Source organism: uncultured Rummeliibacillus sp., assembly GCF_934216135.1.
Classification (GTDB): Bacteria; Bacillota; Bacilli; order Bacillales_A; family Planococcaceae; genus Rummeliibacillus.
Genome location: NZ_CAKQBI010000012.1, coordinates 25,218 through 43,066, shown reverse-complemented (window position 1 = coordinate 43,066; position 17,849 = coordinate 25,218). Strand labels below are relative to the sequence as shown.

Genomic DNA, 17,849 nt, shown 5'->3' with positions numbered 1-17,849 from the left:
ATGTAATTGGGATTTTTAAATTTATCATTTTTATGGACAATGATTATGCCACTAATTGTCATAATCTATTATTTCTTTCGTAAAAAATACATTCAGCAATCTGTTTCATCCACACTTTTTTGGCGAGAAATTATGAAAGAAACGAAAGTATCCCCTTATTTACAGCATCTACAACAAAATGCACTATTTTATCTGCAATTGTTCGCATTACTTCTTATGATGTTCGTATTACTACAACCCTATATAAAAACAAAAAACATCTCAGGTGAACAAATTATTTGGGTAGTGGATACATCTTCGACCATGCTAGCGAAGGAAGAAAACGAAACTATTTTTGAAAAGCATAAGAACGAAATGCTAGCACTATCAAAAAAACTAGGTGGTAAAGCAGTAACAATTGTAACTGTAGGGGCAGAACCTAAAATAGTATTACAAGATGAAAAGAATAGAGCAAGGATTGAAAGAGCAATCCAACAATTACAAGTTACATATAGTCATGAAGATTGGCCAAATACGATGGACTTTTTACAAAGCATAATAGGAAAAAAATCAACGGCAGTTTACATTTTTACAGATGCTATTGAACCAAAACAATTACCAAAGCGGACGAAAAATATAAAATGGATTGTTCAAGGATCTGAAAAAAAGCATCAAAACATTTCACTGCAAAGGTTCGGTGCAATTCAATCAGCAGAGGGTATTGAGGCTATTGCTCAAATAGAAAACCAAAACCAAAAAAGTCAACAAACTACTTTGAAAATATATAATGCAAATCAAGAAGAGATTGCTAGAAAGACCATCAATTTAAAAGCAAATCATATTACAAAAGTAAGATTGGATAATTTAAAGAGCACAGATGCTTTAACAGCTAGATTAACGGCAAATGATGAATATGCTGCAGACCAATCAATGAGTACGTTATTAGCAACTGATAGTTCTCAAATATTTGTCGACCAATCTTTGCATCAGTTAATTTCAAAAGCATTTCAATCGATTGATTCATCAGCAAGTACCATTTCTTCAAATCAATTGGAAAGTATACAGAGTAAAAGTATATTAGTAACAAATCATACAGATCTACTGCATCAATCAAAGAATCCAATATTATTAATTGGAAGAGATGATAAGAAAGCTCTAAAAGTTGACGGTGAAGTAAAAATAATTGATCCAAAACTATTTTCATATGCATCAATTGAGGATATCTATGTAGAAAAAGTTTATCCAAAAGTACGGAATGCAAAAACTTTAGTAACGGTTGGAGATACTCCATTAATACAGCAAACAGAAAATGGTCATATTGTTGTATTAATGGATTTGCAGATGACAGATTGGGCATTACATCCTTCATTTCCTCTTTTCTTATGGAGTGCAAAGGAAAAACTGACTGCCCATAACAGTCAACTCGGGACCTTTAAACCCGGAGAAAAAAGAGTTGTTTCCTTACCAGAAAGTAAAAAAGGCATAGATATTTATACTCCAAATAACGAATATATCAAGAGTATAGCGGATGGTGGTAGCTTTGTAGCGCCATCAAAACCTGGATTATATTATGTTAAAACCGATAGCGACCCCCTTTATTTTGTAGTTGCACTGGAGCAACAAGAAAAGACTTTGTCTGAAGGTACGAGTTTCCAGTATGGTGAGCTGTCAAAACAAAATACTATCAATAAAGACAATTCAATCTTTAGTACAATTCTTATCATTATGATACTTGCTTTACTAATAGTGGAATGGGAGGTGCAGCGTAGATATGGATTTACGAATTGACCAACCAATTTGGCTATTATTAGTCATTCCCCTTGTCTTATATATGATTTGGATTTTGAAGACAAAAACGTTACAAACACGTGAACACTGGTTCATCTTTTTCTTACGATTTATTGCGATTTTTTGTTTACTATTTGCAGCTACTAGCCCATATCTCTCGCTCCCTATTCGACAACAACAAGTAGTTTTTTTAGTCGATCGCTCTGCATCGATGAAGGGAACAGATAAGAATGTAGCTTCTTGGATTGAAGAGAGTTTAAAGACTAGAAAAGATAAGCAAAATGTAGGTGTTTATAGCTTTGCAAAGGGGATTCAAACAGATGTTGGTATTACAAACGTAGCGATTCAATTACCAAAATGGCAAGATTTATCTGATACAAGCGAAACAAATATAGCAAGTGCACTACAATTGGTCACGAATCTGTTACCGAAAAATAAAGCATCACGACTTGTATTGCTTTCTGATGGTTTAGAGACAAATGGAAATGTAGAAAATCAATTAAATTATTTCAAGAATAATAATATACAAATCGATACAGTCCAACTTGCAAACAATCAAGTGACAGATACAGCCATCACGGATCTCCAAACACCAAACATAGCTTATGAAGGTGAAGAACAACCACTGCAAGTTCAAATAGAAACAACTGAACCAACAGATGGAGAGTTAGTAATCACATTAAATGATGAAACGATTGCAAAGAAAAATGTTTCATTAGACGTAGGGAAAAATACGATCACAGTTAAACATATTGCTAATAAACAAGGCTTATTAAAATATGAAGCTATACTTAAAGTGAAAAATGATACATTTATCGAAAATAATAAATGGATGAGCATCACAAATGTAAAAGGTACCCCACGTGTTTTACTAGTGCACGGAAACAATCAATCTACTACTTTGGCAAAAATAATAGGAAGAAAAGAGCTAACGATTAAGAATATTGCAGCTTCTGAATTACCTTCTAGCCAAACTTCATACTTGCAATACGAAGCGATTATTTTTGATAATGTCCCTGGTCATGAAGTAGGAGAAGCGAAAATGAGGCTGATTGAACAATCCGTTAAAAACTTTGGTGTCGGTTTTATGATGGTAGGGGGAGATAATAGTTTTGGGCTAGGTGGATATTTTAAAACGCCAATTGAGAAACTATTACCTGTAGAAATGGAAGTGAAGGGGAAGGAACAATTACCTTCTTTAGGGCTAGTCATCGTCATGGACCGTTCAGGAAGTATGTCAGGAAACAAAATTGAACTGGCGAAGGAAGCCTCAGCAAGATCTGTAGAATTACTAAGAAAAAGTGATACATTCGGATTTATCGCATTTGATAGTCAGCCGTGGAGCATTATTGATACAGCTCCTTTGAAAAACAAAAAGCAAGCGATTAAAGACATTTTAGCTGTTAATCCAGAGGGTGGAACAGAAATATACCAATCGCTGCAAATGGCATATGAACAATTAAAGCCATTAAAGCTACAGAGAAAGCATATTATCTTACTAACAGATGGGCAATCCTCAACAAATGCTTCGTATGAAGTGCTGACTGCAGAAGGTAAAAAATCTAATATTACTATGTCGACTGTTGCAATTGGTGATGATGCTGATCGTAAATTATTAGAAGAACTCTCGCGTTTTGGAAATGGACGTTTTTATGATGTAAGGGATGAGGAAACGATTCCCTCCATTTTAGCGCGTGAAACATCAATGATGACAAGAACATATATTGAAGATCATCCATTTTATCCAATTATATCTTCTGTAACTCCATGGGATACATTATTTAATGATGGCGTTCCACAGATGAATGCATATATTGCAACTACAGCAAAGCAAACTGCGAAAGTCATTGCGAAAAGCGAAAAAGACGATCCAGTTATTACACAATGGAATTATGGTCTTGGAAAATCTATTGCCTACACATCAGATACATCTGGAAAATGGGCAGGTGATTGGGCACGTTGGAACAAATGGTCACAATTCTGGAATTTAGCGGTTTCTGAAATTCTTCCTTCATTTGACGAAGTACCATACTCCATTTCTCAACAAACGGATGGTTCTTATTTAATCACTGACGTAGCCCAAAAGAGTGCTTTTATGGATATATCAGTAGTAGATGATGATGGAAAAGATGTAGAAATAACAGAAGAAACAATTGCACCAGGAAAAACAAAGGTTTATATTGACCATAAGCCAGGGCTTGTTTACTTTAGTGTTTCAAACGAAGACAATGGTACATTTAAAGCGGGTATTACTATACCATATAACAAAGAATATCAGCTGCAACAGCCAAACTCTGAACTACTACAACAAATAGCTAAATCTACTGGTGGGAAAATGTTAGAAAAACCAAAAGAGGCATTTCGCAATTTGCCTAAAAGTAGTTTTGAACAACAAAACATAACAATTTGGTTTGTGTTAATAGCTATGGTCTTGTTCTTTGTTGATATTACTTTAAGACGTTTTGGTTGGAAGACTATTAGAGGAGTATTGATAAGGGAAAACTCTACAAAAACAGAAAAACAAATTGAAGACAAGCGATTAGATGTTGAATCTTTATTAAAGAAAAAAAGAAAATAATAAAAGCGGCACATCTCGCGATCAGAGGGTGCCGCTTAATTTTAAGATTATTGAATTGAAAATGATTTTTTGTTCCAAATATAAGTGATTCCGAAGCACACTATTAATATAACAGTCCCTAAGATAAAAGGAATATTCATATGCCAATCTAACAGGGTTCCTGCTAATGCTGGTCCAATCATATTACCAAGACTCATATAAGCATTGTTCATCCCTGCAGCATAACCTTGTTCCTGCCCAGCTACTTTTGAAATAAGCGTATTTACCGCTGGTCGGATTAGAGTAGTCGCTGTTTGGAATGTGGTTGCAACAAATAAAATAATAAAGAAACCACTAACGAAAATCATACCGAGCATAGAAATAGCCGCTACAACTAAACTGATCAAAATAATATTCATCTCACCAAATCGTTTGAATAGACGTCCAAGTAAAAGGCCTTGGACAATTACCCCAACGAACCCACCAACCGTCATTAAGATAGCAATATCATTTGGAGTGTAGTGAAATTTATAGGTTAAAAACATAGATAATGTTGCTTGGAAATTAGCAATACCAAATGAGAAAACAAAAACAACCACTAACAATATAAAATAAGGTGTTTTAACCGAGCGAATCATTTCTTTTACGATATTATTGCCAGCTGGTGCTTCAACAATAACTGGTGCAGTTTTGGGTAAAAAGAGTAATGATAAAATACCAGAGATAATAGCGGCTGCACCTGCTACAAAGAAAGGAAAGTGCAAACTTACATTAGATAATGCGCCACCAATTCCTGGTCCAATCATAAAACCAAAAGAAATAGCTGCACCAATCATCCCCATGGCTTTACCACGTTGTTCTAAGGTAGTAATATCAGCAGCGAATGCCATTATAGGAGGAGTTATGAAAGCAGAACCTACCCCTATTAGAAATCGTAATATGAACAATTCCCATAAATCTGTAGCTAATCCAAATAGAATTTGGCAAGAGCCATTAAGAAGTAAACCAAAGATGATTAATTTTTTTCTTCCAATGCGATCAGAAAGACTTCCTGCAATTGGCGAAAAAATAAATTGAGCAAAAGCAATAATGGAGATTAAATATCCTAATACTTTTGCCGTTGCGCCAAATTCCTTAAGAAAGTTAGGCATGATTGGAATGATTAAGCCAATAGCGCTCATCGTTATAAACATATTGAACATTAATAATAGGAGTGCAAATTTGTTGCTTTTGTTCATAATAGTATAATATCTCCTTATTTATTTCGTGATGCTAAATATATGTTAAAACTATTTTTCATTATAACGGTTGTGTATATGTCATTCAATAAAATTAGATTAAAAAAGTTATACATATATGCAGAAAAGGGAAATTGCGTCATGCAATTTCCCTTTCTCATATACTTAGATAACTTATATTTTTTAAATCTTACCGAATGGACATTTTGAATTTCAAAAATTGTTCATTGTACTCACCGATTTTTTGTTTTCCTAAGTTTTTATATACATGAAGCTTGTTACGAACTTCTTTAGGAGGGTAGTAGCGTTCATCATTGACAACTTCGGGATCGAGTAACTTTAATGCCGCTCTGTTCGGAGTAGAGTAACCGACATAGTCTGCATTTTGTGCAGCAACTTTAGGATCTAACATGAAGTTGATAAATTTATGTGCTCCGTCAATGTTTTTTGACGTTTTTGGAATAACCATATTATCAAACCATAAATTAGATCCTTCTTTAGGAACACTGTAGGTCAAGTCTTCATTTTCGTACATCATATCTGCAGCTTGCCCAGACCATGTTAAGGCTACTTCAGCATCACCGTTAATCATTAACTGAGTAACTTCATCTCCAATAACTGCTTTTACATTAGGTGCCATTTTAATCAGTTTATTAGTAGCAGCCTGTAATTCATGGCTATCGGTTGAGTTAAGAGATTTACCCATACTATTTAAACCAACACCCATAACTTCCCGAGCACTATCGACCAAAATAACTTTACCTTTTAAAGAAGGATCCCAAAGTTCGTCCCAGCTTTCAAAGTTATGGTTCTTAATCATTTTTGTATTATAAACAATTCCTACTGTTCCCCAGAAATAAGGAATAGAATACTGATTATCTTTATCAAAATCTAGGTTTAAGAAATCGGGTTCTATATTCTTTAAATTTGGAACTTTACTATGATCGATTTTTTTTAATAAATGACGCTCTTTCATTTGTTCAATCGTATACTCAGATGGAACAGCGATATCATAGTTCGTTCCACCTTGTTCGATTTTTGTCATCATTGCTTCATTTGAATCAAAGGTTTCATATACAACATGAATACCTGTTTCTTTTTCAAATTTCTTAAGTAATGCTGGATCGATATATTCTCCCCAGTTATAGACCGTTAAAATATTTTTTCCGGATTTACCTGAAGTAGTATCCATTGCATGCGCAATATACATAAGAACACCACTAACAAGTAGAATACCGATGGTAGCTCGTACTAATGCTTTCATTTTTGAGCCCCCGTTCTAGATTGGTGATTTGAGATAAAGTAATAACCTAATACAAGGATCAATGTTACAAAGAATACGATTCCTGATATAGCGTTAACGGTTAAAGATACTCCAGCACGAGCCATTGAATAGATTTCAACAGAAAGAGTGCTAAAACCATTTCCCGTAACAAAGAATGTAACAGCAAAGTCATCTAAAGAATAAGTTAAGGCCATAAAGAATCCTGCAAAAATACCAGGTTTGATATATGGCAAGATGACACGTGTTAAAACATCACGACGGCTTGCCCCTAAATCCAATGCGGCATCAATCAATGATGAATTCATTTCTTGCAATTTTGGTAATACCATTAAGACCACAATCGGAATACTAAACGCTGCATGGGAAAGTAAAACGGAAGTAAACCCTAATTTAACGCCAACCATCGTAAATAATATTAAAAATGATGCACCGATAATAACATCTGGGCTAACAATAAGAATATTATTTAATGATAAAACCATATTTCGTAGTTTGCGATTGCGAATAGCGATGATACCGATTGAACCAAGTGTACCTATAATTGTTGATATCAAGGCCGAAAGTAAGGCTACGACAACCGTATTGATCAATATTACTATCAATCTTGAATCATTGAACACATCTTTATAGTGACTTAATGTGAATGATTTAAAGTTCGTCATTGAATCTCCACTATTGAAAGAATAAAATACTAGGAAAAGAATAGGTGCGTAAAGAACAACAAAGACGAATGCTAAGTAGAGTTTAGATTTTTTACTTAGTTTTTCCATTACGTACCGCTCCTTTCCGTTTTTCACCAGTAAAGAGCATGATGATCAACATGAAGATAATTAAAAATACAGCAATTGTGGAACCCATTCCCCAGTTTTGAGTCACTAAAAATTGTTCCTCAATAGCAGTACCAAGCGTAATCACTCTGTTCCCTGCTATTAAGCGTGTAATCATAAATAGAGATAGGGAAGGGATAAATACGGCTTGAATCCCTGATTTAATACCATTCATCGTCAACGGTATCACAACTCTACGTAAAGTAGTAAATTTAGAAGCACCCAAATCACGTGAAGCATCGATTAATGCAGGATTTAACTTATCGAGTGCATTGAAAATAGGTAGTATCATAAATGGTATAAAGATATAAACAGCTACAAATACAAATGCAATATCTGTAAATAGAATTTGTTGTTTTGGTAAGCCAATAGCTTGTACAAAAGCGTTAATAGGTCCTTTATTACCAAAAATACCTATGAATGCATATGTTTTTAAAAGTAGATTAATCCATGAAGGAATAATGATTAAAATAAGCCAAAGCTGTTTATGCTTCAATTTTGTGATGAAATATGCTGCTGGATAAGATACCAACAATGAAAATAAAGTAATTAAAAACGCATACCAGAAAGAACTTAATGTCATTTTCAAATAAACACTAGTAAAGAAATTTTTATAGTTTTCTATCGTAAAATGACCATGTAAATCTAATAGGGAATAATATGCGACTAAAAGAATTGGTGCAATTACAAATAATAGAATCCAAATATAATAGGGGATTAGTGAAAGTAAATTCCCTTTCTTACGCATTTTCATCTTCTCCATAGGATTCTAATCGTTTATCGAAATCTTCTTCAGATTCATTTAAACGCATTACATGAATAGCTTCTGGGTCAAAGTCTAAGCCGATTTTTGCACCAACATCTGCTTTTTTCAATGAGTGTACAAGCCATTCGTTGCCATCTTGGTCATAAGTTGAAAGTTCATAATGTACGCCACGGAAAAGCTGAGTATCTACTTTAACAACTAGTTTTCCATGCTCAACATCAGTTATTTCTAAATCTTCTGGGCGGATGACGATATCTACCTTTTCATTTGGATTCAGCCCTTGGTCAACACACTCAAAAGTTTTACCCGTAAACGTAACTTCGAAGTCTTTTACCATAATCCCTGGAACAATATTGGATTCACCAATGAAATCAGCTACAAAGCGGTTAATTGGTTCATCATAAATATCAACAGGGGAGCCACTTTGTTGGATAAGTCCTTCATTTAATACGAAAATCTCATCTGACATTGCAAGTGCTTCTTCTTGGTCATGTGTTACAAAAACAAAAGTTTTTCCTAAACGTTGTTGTAATTCACGAAGTTCGTATTGCATTTCTGTACGTAGTTTTAAATCAAGTGCGGAAAGAGGTTCATCTAGTAGAATGATTTCTGGATCATTTACTATCGCTCTTGCAATCGCAACACGTTGACGTTGACCACCTGACATTTCCGATATTTCTCTTTGACTATAACCAGCTAAGTTAACAAACTTTAAAGCTTCTTCCACTCTTTTAATAATTTCTGCTTCGCTTACTTTTTTAATACGTAAACCAAATGCAACATTTTCGAAGACATTTAAATGAGGAAACAGTGCATAGTCTTGGAATACAGTGTTAACTTGTCGTTCATTTGCAGGAACATTATTAATTTTTTTACCATTAAAATAAATAGTCCCGTTTGTTGGTTCCATAAAGCCAGCGATAAGACGTAAAATAGTTGTTTTACCACAGCCTGATGGACCTAGTAGGGTATAAAACTTACCACGTTCCATTTCAAAGCTAATATCTTTTAATACAATCGTGCCATCGCTATATGATTTTGAAACATTATCAAAGCGAATAATAGTGTTTTCTGTCATTTACTGTCCTCCAATGCTACAAATATGATTCAGTTGCAACTAATAAAATTTCTGTCTTACCTGCAAAATCATTGAATAATTGATGATTGTCAGAAGCATCAAAGTAGATTGTCTGTCCTTTTGATGCGACAAATGTTTGTTTACCTAAAATAAGTCTTACTCGTCCTTCTAAGACGTATATAAAAGTTTCGGATAAAGAAGGCTCGAATTGCTTGAATTCCCCGTGTTCTTCAAAAGTGATCATGACGGGTTCAATTTCTTTTTCATTGGAAGTTGGAATAAGCCATTCAATACAATATTTTTTTTCCTCGTCCGTGTAAATAGTGTGATCTTCTTCTGTATATACAACTTTTTGTTCCTCTACTTCATCATCAAAAAATTCCTTGGGGGTAGAACCAAGAACTTCTAATAATGCGAAGAGTGTTTCAATAGAAGGAGAGTTTAAATCTCTTTCTAGTTGAGAGATGTATCCTTTGCTCAAATCTGTTCTTTCGCCTAATTCTTCTTGGGTTAGCCCTTTTTTTAGGCGAAGTCGTTTAATTTTTTTGCCAATTTGCATCTAAACGAACTCCTCAATTATTTACTATCTGTAAACTAGGAGCTAGGTAAGTTTACTTTCGCCTAACTCTGAATAACAAAAGTTTAGTTTTACAAAACTTCAAGTTTACTAAAACGTTATTTATTATACAAAATTAAGCATATTTTTCAACCTTTTTTGTAAAAATAAATATATTTTATTTATTAAGAGAAGAAGAAATTTTATATTTCAAAAGTGATAATAATAAATAAGATGTTTTGTAGTAATTTATATAGTTACATAGGATTATATTTTATTATTAAATTTTTGAGTATAATTACCTTTTCGTTTTACTAAATAAGTGAATATAGTATAATGTTACAGTGTCGAATATAGTCAAAAGGAGTCGTAATATGAAAAAAACAATAGCTAAAAAGATGTGGGTTGGTTTTTCATCCATTTTAATCTTATTAATAGTAATTTCTACTCTATCTATCTATTCAACCTTTGATCTCACAGGCAGATATGAAGCTGTTTTAGATAATGATGTTGAGCGCATTAACTATGTAGAAGATATTGTTGTCATTCAAAAAGATATGGCAACTGCAATCTTGGAATATGTAATGTTTGGTAAAGACGAGGCTGTAGCCAATTTTCAGGCTCAAATTGAGAAAGGGTCAGCTTCCGCAAAAGCATTGATTAAGAGTTCCAAGGATAAGGAATCCAAAAAACTATTAGCAGATCTTAGAACGCAAAGTCAATTATTATTTGAATCTAACAACAAAGTTATCGAACTAAAGAAAGCGGGAAAAGATTACAGTCAATATTCAGCTCAATCGTATAAATTAAATGGGGAAGTTTTAAAAATCTTAGCAGATTTAAAAAAAGTCCAAGAAAATCATATGGCAGATACGAGAACTGAGTTACAAAAATATCAAAATACAGCTAATATAATTGTCATTGTATTAACCATCATCAGTTTATTAGTTGGTATTGTTATTTCATATTTAATAAGTAAAAGTATTTCAAAACCTGTACATAAAATCACAAATGGATTGGAAGAAATCGCAAACGGTAATTTAGCTGTTGAACCGATTAAAGTAAACAATAAAGATGAAATAGGTGTAATGGCCTCTACTTTTAATCGCATGTCGAAGGATTTAAGAGGTATTGTTTCGAGTGTACGTGATACTTCTTTGCAAGTTGCTGCGAATGCAGAAGAATTATCTGCAAGCTCACAAGAAAGTTTAGCATCTACACAAATGGTTGCAAAATCAGCAGAGGAACAAATGGCAGCTAGTGAACAACAGGTTAAACATATAACTAGTTCTGTAAATTCTATGTTAGAAATGCAACAAAGCGTCGATCAAATTGCTAGTCATAATACAGAAATGCTTCAAGCAACAAATGGTGTAAATCGTTTAGTCGATCAAGGTTCTTCAGTTGTTTCAGATGTAGCTACTCAAATGGATACCATCCATAGTACATTCCAAGAAACAACAGAAATTATGCAAATGATGGCTAAGCATTCTGATGACATTCAATCTATTACAAATTTAATAACAGATATCTCAGAACAAACTAATTTACTTGCGCTAAATGCAGCAATAGAAGCAGCTAGAGCTGGAGAATATGGTAAAGGTTTTGCTGTAGTAGCTGAAGAAGTAAGAAATCTCGCTGAACAATCTAAAAATTCAGCATCTGAAATTGAATCAATGGTTCAATTAATCCAAAATGCTTCTGCCAATGCAGTAAAAGCGATTACTACTGGTGGAGAAAAAGTAAAAGAGGGACTTAATAAAACTCACGAATCACTAAGTGTTTTCAATGAAATTGAGACAGGCGTTCAAGGCGTTGTTGAAAAAGTTGAATTTGTTTCTGTTGCAATCAAAAAAATCCAAGATGAAACAGAACGAGTAACTAATGGAGCAAAACAAGTTCAAGAATTGGCATCTTCAGTTGCTGATGGTGCAAATGACACAAGTGCTGCTACTGAAGAACAACTTGCTTCAAATGAAGAAATTAGCAAAAATGCACAAGAGTTAGCTAACCTATCCGAAGAACTTCAAAATAAAGTGGTACGATTTAAACTATAATATTAGTAAAATAGCATCTTAAAAAAGAGGGGCTTTCCTATAAAAATCTTATAGGAAAGTCCTTCTTTTTGTAAAAAATATAAGCTATAAAGTACTGCTCTAGCGATTATCCAATCATTACTTTCACGTTTCGTTACTATGGATGTGTCTTAAAGGGCTTTTCAGAAATAGCTTTTTGTTTAAATAAAAAGATTAAAATTCTAATACTCGTTTCACATCAATTAAATATGAATTACTTACAGGAAGCTCTGTACCATTTTTCATGCTAATGATTAAGTTCGATGAAAAATCACGTGTTATTCGATCAATAGAGTGGATGTTAATAATATAGGAACGATGGATTCTTAAAAAGAAGTCTGGTAATCTTCTCGATAGTTCTTTTAAGGTAAAATTGATTTTGTATTGTTCATCATCAACATAAAACCAAGTTTTTTTATTTAGACTTTCAAAGTGAGATATTTGTTCAATGGAGATTGGTACCCATTGATCTTGCTGTTTTCCTGTCACGAATCGTAAAGGTTTACCTTTAGCCTCTGGGTGTTCAGGGGAAAGAATAATGATTAAAGCAGCAGGTTTCCCTAAGAAATTTATAGGATAACCAATACCGTAGTATGCAGTACCAAGAAGTTCCTCATCTATAATAGCTTCTACTTTCCTTCGCTTATTAATCACTTGATCTGCAATACTTCCTCTTTTAATCTTTTTCCCGTTATCTAATAGAATGTCATGTGTACCAGCAGCGTAATAAACATAGGTCTCCTCAACTGCAATTGCAATTGAAGCATCTTCTGGAAGCCAATCTTTTAATAAAGAACAGTACTGATTTGCTGCTATCTTAATAGAAATTTCTGTTTCCTGTACCATTTTATCTTCCTCCTCATTCATCTTTGAAATACAATCATTTATCTCAAAAAAAGGGGATTTCATCCAAAAATAATAACAAAATACACCTTCTGTTGTATATTAGTTTATAACAACGATAGCTGTTATGCAACAAAATATAGGGGTGTATTTTATATAAAGAGCTAGCGTTAAAAAGACAAAGTGGAAGGTGTGGATTATATGTTAACAAGACAACAACAAATTGAGCAACTTGAAAAAAGCTGGAAAAATGAGGAGCGCTGGAATGGTATTGAGCGTCCATATACGGCTGAGGAAGTAGTAAAACTAAGAGGATCAGTACAAATTCAACATACCTTAGCAGAAAAAGGTGCAAACCGTTTATGGAAATCTTTGCAAGAAGAAGATTTTATCAATGCACTTGGAGCCCTTACGGGAAATCAAGCAGTTCAACAAGTTAAAGCAGGTTTAAAAGCAATTTACTTAAGTGGTTGGCAAGTTGCAGCTGATGCAAACCTTTCTGGTCAAATGTATCCGGACCAATCTTTATATCCTGCAAACTCTGTTCCACAAGTAGTAAAACGTATCAATCAAGCACTACAACGTGCAGATCAAATTGATTATGCAGAAGGTCGTAAAGACGAGTTTGACTGGTTTGCTCCAATCGTAGCAGATGCAGAAGCAGGATTTGGTGGCCCGTTAAATGTCTTTGAATTAATCAAAGGAATGATCGAAGCTGGTGCAGCAGGAGTTCACCTTGAGGACCAATTAGCATCTGAGAAAAAATGTGGTCACTTAGGTGGAAAAGTGTTATTACCAACACAAAATGCAATCCGTAACCTAATTGCTGCTCGTTTAGCAGCAGATGTATCAGGTGTTCCTACTATTTTAATCGCTCGTACTGATGCGGATGCAGCAGACATGGTTACAAGTGATATTGACCCTCGTGATGCAGAATTTATCACAGGCGAAAGAACACCAGAAGGATTCTTCCGTACAAAACCTGGTATCGATCAAGCAATTGCTCGTGGTTTAGCTTATGCGCCATATGCAGATCTTGTTTGGTGTGAAACATCTAAACCCGATTTAAAAGAAGCAAAACAATTTGCTGATGCGATTCATGAGAAATTCCCAGGCAAGCTATTAGCTTATAACTGTTCTCCATCGTTCAACTGGAAAGCAAATCTTGATGATGAAACGATTGCACAATACCAAATTGAACTAGGAAAAATGGGATACAAATTCCAATTTGTAACACTAGCAGGTTTCCATGCATTAAATCATAGTATGTTCAAATTAGCTCATGACTATAAAGATAATGGAATGGCTGCATACTCTAAATTACAACAAGAAGAATTTGCAAGTGAAGAAAAGGGTTATACAGCAACTAAACACCAACGTGAAGTGGGTACTGGATACTTTGATGAAGTATCACAAGTGATTTCAGGTGGTACGTCTTCAACTACAGCTATGAAAGGTTCAACTGAAACTGCACAGTTTGCTTAATTGAACCAATTAGTCAAATATGACAACACGACTGTTTATTGTACCTTCTATTTATAAAACCTATATTTAAATTGCTTACAATAATTTGAGATATAGATATTCATAGAGTGCTTCAAACAGTCTATCATTGTTTTTCTAAGTAGCTAATTTGAAAGGATGATTCATTTGGGGATTCAACAAACCACCAAGCCTACTATTGAGATAAAAGGTTCAAAAAATGCATCAACAGAAAAAATATTGACACCGGATGCTTTGCAATTTATTGCAACATTACAGTTGCGATTTAATGAAAGAAGAAAAGTATTATTAGAACAAAGGGAAGAACGCCAAAAGCAATTAGATGAAGGCACTGCTTTAAACTTTTTAGATGAAACGAAGGAAATCCGGGAAAGTGATTGGACAATTGCCACCTTACCTGAAGATTTGCAAGACCGCCGAGTTGAAATTACTGGTCCAGTTACACGAAAGATGGTTATTAATGCTTTAAATTCAGGAGCTAAAATGTTTATGGCATGTTTCGAAGACGCTACTTCTCCAACATGGGAAAATATGATTGAAGGTCAAATTAATATGTACGATGCAGTACGTAAAACAATTTCCTTTAGTCAATCATCAAATGGTAAAGAATATCGTTTGAATGATAAAACTGCAACGTTGTTAGTTCGTCCAAGAGGGTTGCACTTATTGGAAAGAAATGTAGAAATCAATGGTGAGCAAATGTCAGGAAGCCTTTTTGATTTTGGTTTATATTTCTATCACAATGCAAAAGAATTAATCGAACGTGGATCTGGTCCATATTTTTATTTACCAAAATTAGAAAGTCATTTAGAAGCGAGATTATGGAATGATGTGTTTGTCTTTGCGCAAGACTATCTTGATATTCCGCAAGGTACGATTAAAGCAACAGTCCTAATTGAAACGATAACGGCGGCATTTGAAATGGATGAAATACTATATGAGCTAAAAGATCACTCTGCTGGCTTAAATTGTGGGCGATGGGATTATATATTTAGTTATATTAAGCGACTACGTAATCATTCGGATGTTATTTTACCTGATAGAGGCCAAGTAACGATGACATCGCCATTTATGAGAGCGTATACACAATTATGTATCCAAACTTGCCATAAACGTAATGCACCTGCTATGGGTGGTATGGCTGCACAAATTCCTATCAAGGATGATGCTGTAGCAAATGAGATTGCGTTTGAAAAGGTTCGTGAAGATAAAAGACGTGAAGTGACAGATGGACATGATGGAACATGGGTTGCGCATCCTGGCTTAGTACCTGTTGCAATGGAACAATTTGATGAGCATATGAAAACGCCAAATCAGATTCATCGTAAGCGTGAGGATGTACATGTAACTGCTGAAGATTTATTGGAAGTTCCACAAGGTACGATTACTGAAGATGGATTACGAATCAATTGCAGTGTTGGTGTGCAATATATTGCTTCTTGGTTGAGAGGTAACGGTGCTGCACCTATCAATAATATGATGGAAGATGCAGCTACAGCTGAAATTTCTCGTACACAAGTATGGCAATGGATTAGACATCCTGAGGGTAAATTAGAAAATGGCCAAAAAATTGATGTCGTGTTATTTAAAAAAATACTAAAAGAAGAGCTTCAAAAAATTGAAGACCAAGTTGGATATGAAAATTATGTAACTGGGCGTTTTGAAGAAGCAGCTGAAATTTTTTCTGAGTTAACAATACAAGATGAATTTGAAGAATTTTTAACAATCCCAAGCTACCAACATATTTCTTAAAATTCTAAACAGCTTGGTAGCCAAACATTAACTATAATTAGGAGGAGATAGTATGCAAAACGAACAAAACGAAAGATTTCCAAAACTTTGTACTGAATGCGGATGTGAAATTGTGGAGCAAGTCGAATCTACATTATATGAATGTGAACGCTGCCTAGGAAGCAAAGAAGAATAGATTTTCACAAAATATCATGTTGATAAAACACAATGGATGGCCTATTTTCTTGGGGGCGATCTATTGTGTTTTTATAATTAAACTATTAATTGTTGATAGAAATAAATGCGGACGATAAGAAAGAAAAAATTAGAAATTTCGCCACATTTTATCGGAATTACGAGAAATTATAGGTTGTAATCTTTGCGTTTAATAGAAGTATTTGTTACATTATCAAATAGATGGTAGACCGAAAAGCTACAGAAATTAAAGATTAATGGAGGGATTTAAGATGGCAGAACGTATGGTAGCAAAACAAGCACCACGCTTTGAAATGCATGCAGTAATGCCAAACAAAGAATATGGCAAAGTAAGTCTGGAAGAAAATATGAAAAACGACAAATGGACAGTACTTTTCTTCTATCCAATGGATTTTACATTTGTTTGCCCAACTGAAATTACTGCAATGTCTGACCGTTTCGACGAATTTGAAGATCTTGATGCAGAAATTATCGGTGTATCAACGGACACAATCCACACTCACTTAGCGTGGATTAACAAAGACCGTACTGATAATGGGATTGGTCAATTGAATTATCCTTTAGCAGCTGACCATAACCAACAAGTAGCAAAAGAATATGGCGTTCTAATTGAAGAAGAAGGCGTAGCGCTACGTGGTCTATTCATCATCAATCCAGAAGGCGAATTACAATACCAAGTAGTACATCACAACAATATTGGTCGTGACGTAGACGAAGTTTTACGTGTACTTCAAGCATTACAAACTGGTGGCCTTTGCCCAGCAAACTGGCACCCAGGTGATGCATTACTAGAAGGTTAATCCTGATAGTTCTTAATTTTAGGGCCTAACATGAGTTAGGTCCTTTTTTAAAAAAGTATATTGAAAAAACATACTTAATGAAAATTATGAGGTGAAATAGTATGAAATTACGTTCTGAAATGCCTGAATTAGTAGGTGAAGTAGCTTGGTTAAATGGTCAAGTTTCAAAAGCTGATTTAGTTGGTGAAAAACCAACATTAATCCACTTCTGGTCAATAAGTTGTCATTTATGTAAAGAAGCTATGCCAGAAGTAAATAACTTCCGCGATAAATATAAAGATGAGTTAAATGTAGTGGCAGTTCATATACCACGTTCTGAAAAAGACTTGGATCTGGATGAAATTAAAGTTATTGCTGAAAACCATGGTATTACTCAACCAATCTTTGTTGATAGTGAGTTGAAACTTACAGATGTATTTGAAAATCAATATGTACCTGCATATTATGTTTTTGATAAAGACGGCAAACTTCGTCATTTCCAAGCAGGTGGTAGCGGCATGAAAATGCTTGAAAAACGTGTTAATCGGGTGCTTGATGAAGTAAGAAATGCATAATTTAAATCAATTTAAATAAAAGGTTGCCTTTGTATAGGGTAGCCTTTTTTTAA

At 34.2% G+C, this 17,849-nt stretch carries 15 protein-coding genes; 8 read left to right on the top strand and 7 right to left on the bottom strand.

From position 1 onward, the window contains the following. Positions 1 to 6 precede the first annotated feature (6 nt). Both Q0977_RS09660 and Q0977_RS09655 read left to right on the top strand, forming a co-directional pair. A complete protein-coding gene (locus tag Q0977_RS09660) occupies positions 7 to 1,767 on the top strand; it encodes a BatA and WFA domain-containing protein (protein ID WP_124217601.1) in 1,761 nt (586 codons plus the stop codon). After that, positions 1,751 to 4,345 (top strand): VWA domain-containing protein, encoded by a 2,595-nt coding sequence (locus Q0977_RS09655; RefSeq protein ID WP_299513140.1) that lies wholly within the window; start codon positions 1,751 to 1,753, stop codon positions 4,343 to 4,345. Before Q0977_RS09660 ends, Q0977_RS09655 begins: the two co-directional genes overlap by 17 nt. Positions 4,346 to 4,392: 47 nt before the next feature. Here the strand turns inward: Q0977_RS09655 and Q0977_RS09650 are convergent, their stop codons facing one another. The 6 genes from Q0977_RS09650 to Q0977_RS09625 all read right to left on the bottom strand — a co-directional run bounded on the left by Q0977_RS09650 (position 4,393) and on the right by Q0977_RS09625 (position 10,077). Continuing rightward, on the bottom strand, positions 4,393 to 5,562 hold the full coding sequence (locus Q0977_RS09650; RefSeq protein ID WP_124217603.1) for an MFS transporter: 1,170 nt from the start codon (positions 5,560 to 5,562) through the stop codon (positions 4,393 to 4,395). A 190-nt stretch (positions 5,563 to 5,752) separates the two neighbouring features. Further along, on the bottom strand, positions 5,753 to 6,826 hold the full coding sequence (locus tag Q0977_RS09645) for a PotD/PotF family extracellular solute-binding protein (RefSeq protein ID WP_119414714.1): 1,074 nt from the start codon (positions 6,824 to 6,826) through the stop codon (positions 5,753 to 5,755). Further along, a complete protein-coding gene (locus Q0977_RS09640) occupies positions 6,823 to 7,617 on the bottom strand; it encodes an ABC transporter permease (protein WP_119414715.1) in 795 nt (264 codons plus the stop codon). Before Q0977_RS09640 ends, Q0977_RS09645 begins: the two co-directional genes overlap by 4 nt. Further along, positions 7,601 to 8,422: an ABC transporter permease gene (locus tag Q0977_RS09635; RefSeq protein WP_119414716.1), complete on the bottom strand. Its 822-nt coding sequence runs from the start codon at positions 8,420 to 8,422 to the stop codon at positions 7,601 to 7,603. Before Q0977_RS09635 ends, Q0977_RS09640 begins: the two co-directional genes overlap by 17 nt. Beyond that, a complete protein-coding gene (locus Q0977_RS09630; RefSeq protein WP_119414717.1) occupies positions 8,415 to 9,518 on the bottom strand; it encodes an ABC transporter ATP-binding protein in 1,104 nt (367 codons plus the stop codon). The genes Q0977_RS09635 and Q0977_RS09630 overlap by 8 nt, the downstream gene beginning before the upstream one ends. 16 nt (positions 9,519 to 9,534) lie before the next feature. Beyond that, positions 9,535 to 10,077, bottom strand: a complete 543-nt coding sequence (locus Q0977_RS09625) for a helix-turn-helix domain-containing protein (RefSeq protein WP_124217606.1) — start codon at positions 10,075 to 10,077, stop codon at positions 9,535 to 9,537. Positions 10,078 to 10,448: 371 nt separating this feature from the next. Here Q0977_RS09625 and Q0977_RS09620 point away from each other — a divergent pair, with 371 nt between their 5' ends. Beyond that, positions 10,449 to 12,131 (top strand): methyl-accepting chemotaxis protein, encoded by a 1,683-nt coding sequence (locus Q0977_RS09620; RefSeq protein WP_299513119.1) that lies wholly within the window; start codon positions 10,449 to 10,451, stop codon positions 12,129 to 12,131. Between the two features lie 192 nt (positions 12,132 to 12,323). Here Q0977_RS09620 and Q0977_RS09615 read toward each other — a convergent pair whose 3' ends face one another. Next, a complete protein-coding gene (locus Q0977_RS09615) occupies positions 12,324 to 12,995 on the bottom strand; it encodes a LytTR family DNA-binding domain-containing protein (RefSeq protein WP_119414720.1) in 672 nt (223 codons plus the stop codon). A gap of 198 nt (positions 12,996 to 13,193) precedes the next feature. On the opposite strand from Q0977_RS09615, the gene aceA reads away from it, so the two are divergent. The 5 genes from aceA (at position 13,194) to Q0977_RS09590 (ending at position 17,796) form a co-directional block, all read left to right on the top strand. Next, the gene (gene aceA, locus Q0977_RS09610; protein WP_119414721.1) at positions 13,194 to 14,477 is read left to right on the top strand and encodes an isocitrate lyase; all 1,284 of its coding nucleotides are present in this window, start codon (positions 13,194 to 13,196) and stop codon (positions 14,475 to 14,477) included. A 156-nt stretch (positions 14,478 to 14,633) separates the two neighbouring features. Further along, positions 14,634 to 16,247: a malate synthase A gene (gene aceB, locus Q0977_RS09605; protein WP_299513114.1), complete on the top strand. Its 1,614-nt coding sequence runs from the start codon at positions 14,634 to 14,636 to the stop codon at positions 16,245 to 16,247. Between the two features lie 52 nt (positions 16,248 to 16,299). Beyond that, on the top strand, positions 16,300 to 16,422 hold the full coding sequence (locus Q0977_RS09600) for a YhfH family protein (RefSeq protein ID WP_199670654.1): 123 nt from the start codon (positions 16,300 to 16,302) through the stop codon (positions 16,420 to 16,422). A gap of 271 nt (positions 16,423 to 16,693) precedes the next feature. Next, positions 16,694 to 17,242 carry a peroxiredoxin gene (locus tag Q0977_RS09595; RefSeq protein ID WP_299513111.1) on the top strand — a complete coding sequence of 183 codons (549 nt, stop codon included), beginning with the start codon at positions 16,694 to 16,696 and terminating at the stop codon, positions 17,240 to 17,242. A 101-nt stretch (positions 17,243 to 17,343) separates the two neighbouring features. After that, entirely contained in the window at positions 17,344 to 17,796 is a 453-nt protein-coding gene (locus Q0977_RS09590) for a TlpA disulfide reductase family protein (RefSeq protein ID WP_124217608.1), read from the top strand. Positions 17,797 to 17,849 lie beyond the last annotated feature (53 nt).

Excerpts from the sequence above, each read along its gene's own strand:
- Q0977_RS09655 (WP_299513140.1), top strand. The coding sequence starts at position 1,751 with ATGGATTTACGAATTGACCAACCAATTTGGCTATTATTAGTCATTCCC.
- Q0977_RS09650 (WP_124217603.1), bottom strand. The coding sequence starts at position 5,562 with ATGAACAAAAGCAACAAATTTGCACTCCTATTATTAATGTTCAATATG.
- Q0977_RS09645 (WP_119414714.1), bottom strand. The coding sequence starts at position 6,826 with ATGAAAGCATTAGTACGAGCTACCATCGGTATTCTACTTGTTAGTGGT.
- Q0977_RS09640 (WP_119414715.1), bottom strand. The coding sequence starts at position 7,617 with ATGGAAAAACTAAGTAAAAAATCTAAACTCTACTTAGCATTCGTCTTT.
- Q0977_RS09635 (WP_119414716.1), bottom strand. The coding sequence starts at position 8,422 with ATGCGTAAGAAAGGGAATTTACTTTCACTAATCCCCTATTATATTTGG.
- Q0977_RS09630 (WP_119414717.1), bottom strand. The coding sequence starts at position 9,518 with ATGACAGAAAACACTATTATTCGCTTTGATAATGTTTCAAAATCATAT.
- Q0977_RS09625 (WP_124217606.1), bottom strand. The coding sequence starts at position 10,077 with ATGCAAATTGGCAAAAAAATTAAACGACTTCGCCTAAAAAAAGGGCTA.
- Q0977_RS09620 (WP_299513119.1), top strand. The coding sequence starts at position 10,449 with ATGAAAAAAACAATAGCTAAAAAGATGTGGGTTGGTTTTTCATCCATT.
- Q0977_RS09615 (WP_119414720.1), bottom strand. The coding sequence starts at position 12,995 with ATGGTACAGGAAACAGAAATTTCTATTAAGATAGCAGCAAATCAGTAC.
- aceA (WP_119414721.1), top strand. The coding sequence starts at position 13,194 with ATGTTAACAAGACAACAACAAATTGAGCAACTTGAAAAAAGCTGGAAA.
- aceB (WP_299513114.1), top strand. The coding sequence starts at position 14,634 with ATGATTCATTTGGGGATTCAACAAACCACCAAGCCTACTATTGAGATA.
- Q0977_RS09600 (WP_199670654.1), top strand. The coding sequence starts at position 16,300 with ATGCAAAACGAACAAAACGAAAGATTTCCAAAACTTTGTACTGAATGC.
- Q0977_RS09595 (WP_299513111.1), top strand. The coding sequence starts at position 16,694 with ATGGCAGAACGTATGGTAGCAAAACAAGCACCACGCTTTGAAATGCAT.
- Q0977_RS09590 (WP_124217608.1), top strand. The coding sequence starts at position 17,344 with ATGAAATTACGTTCTGAAATGCCTGAATTAGTAGGTGAAGTAGCTTGG.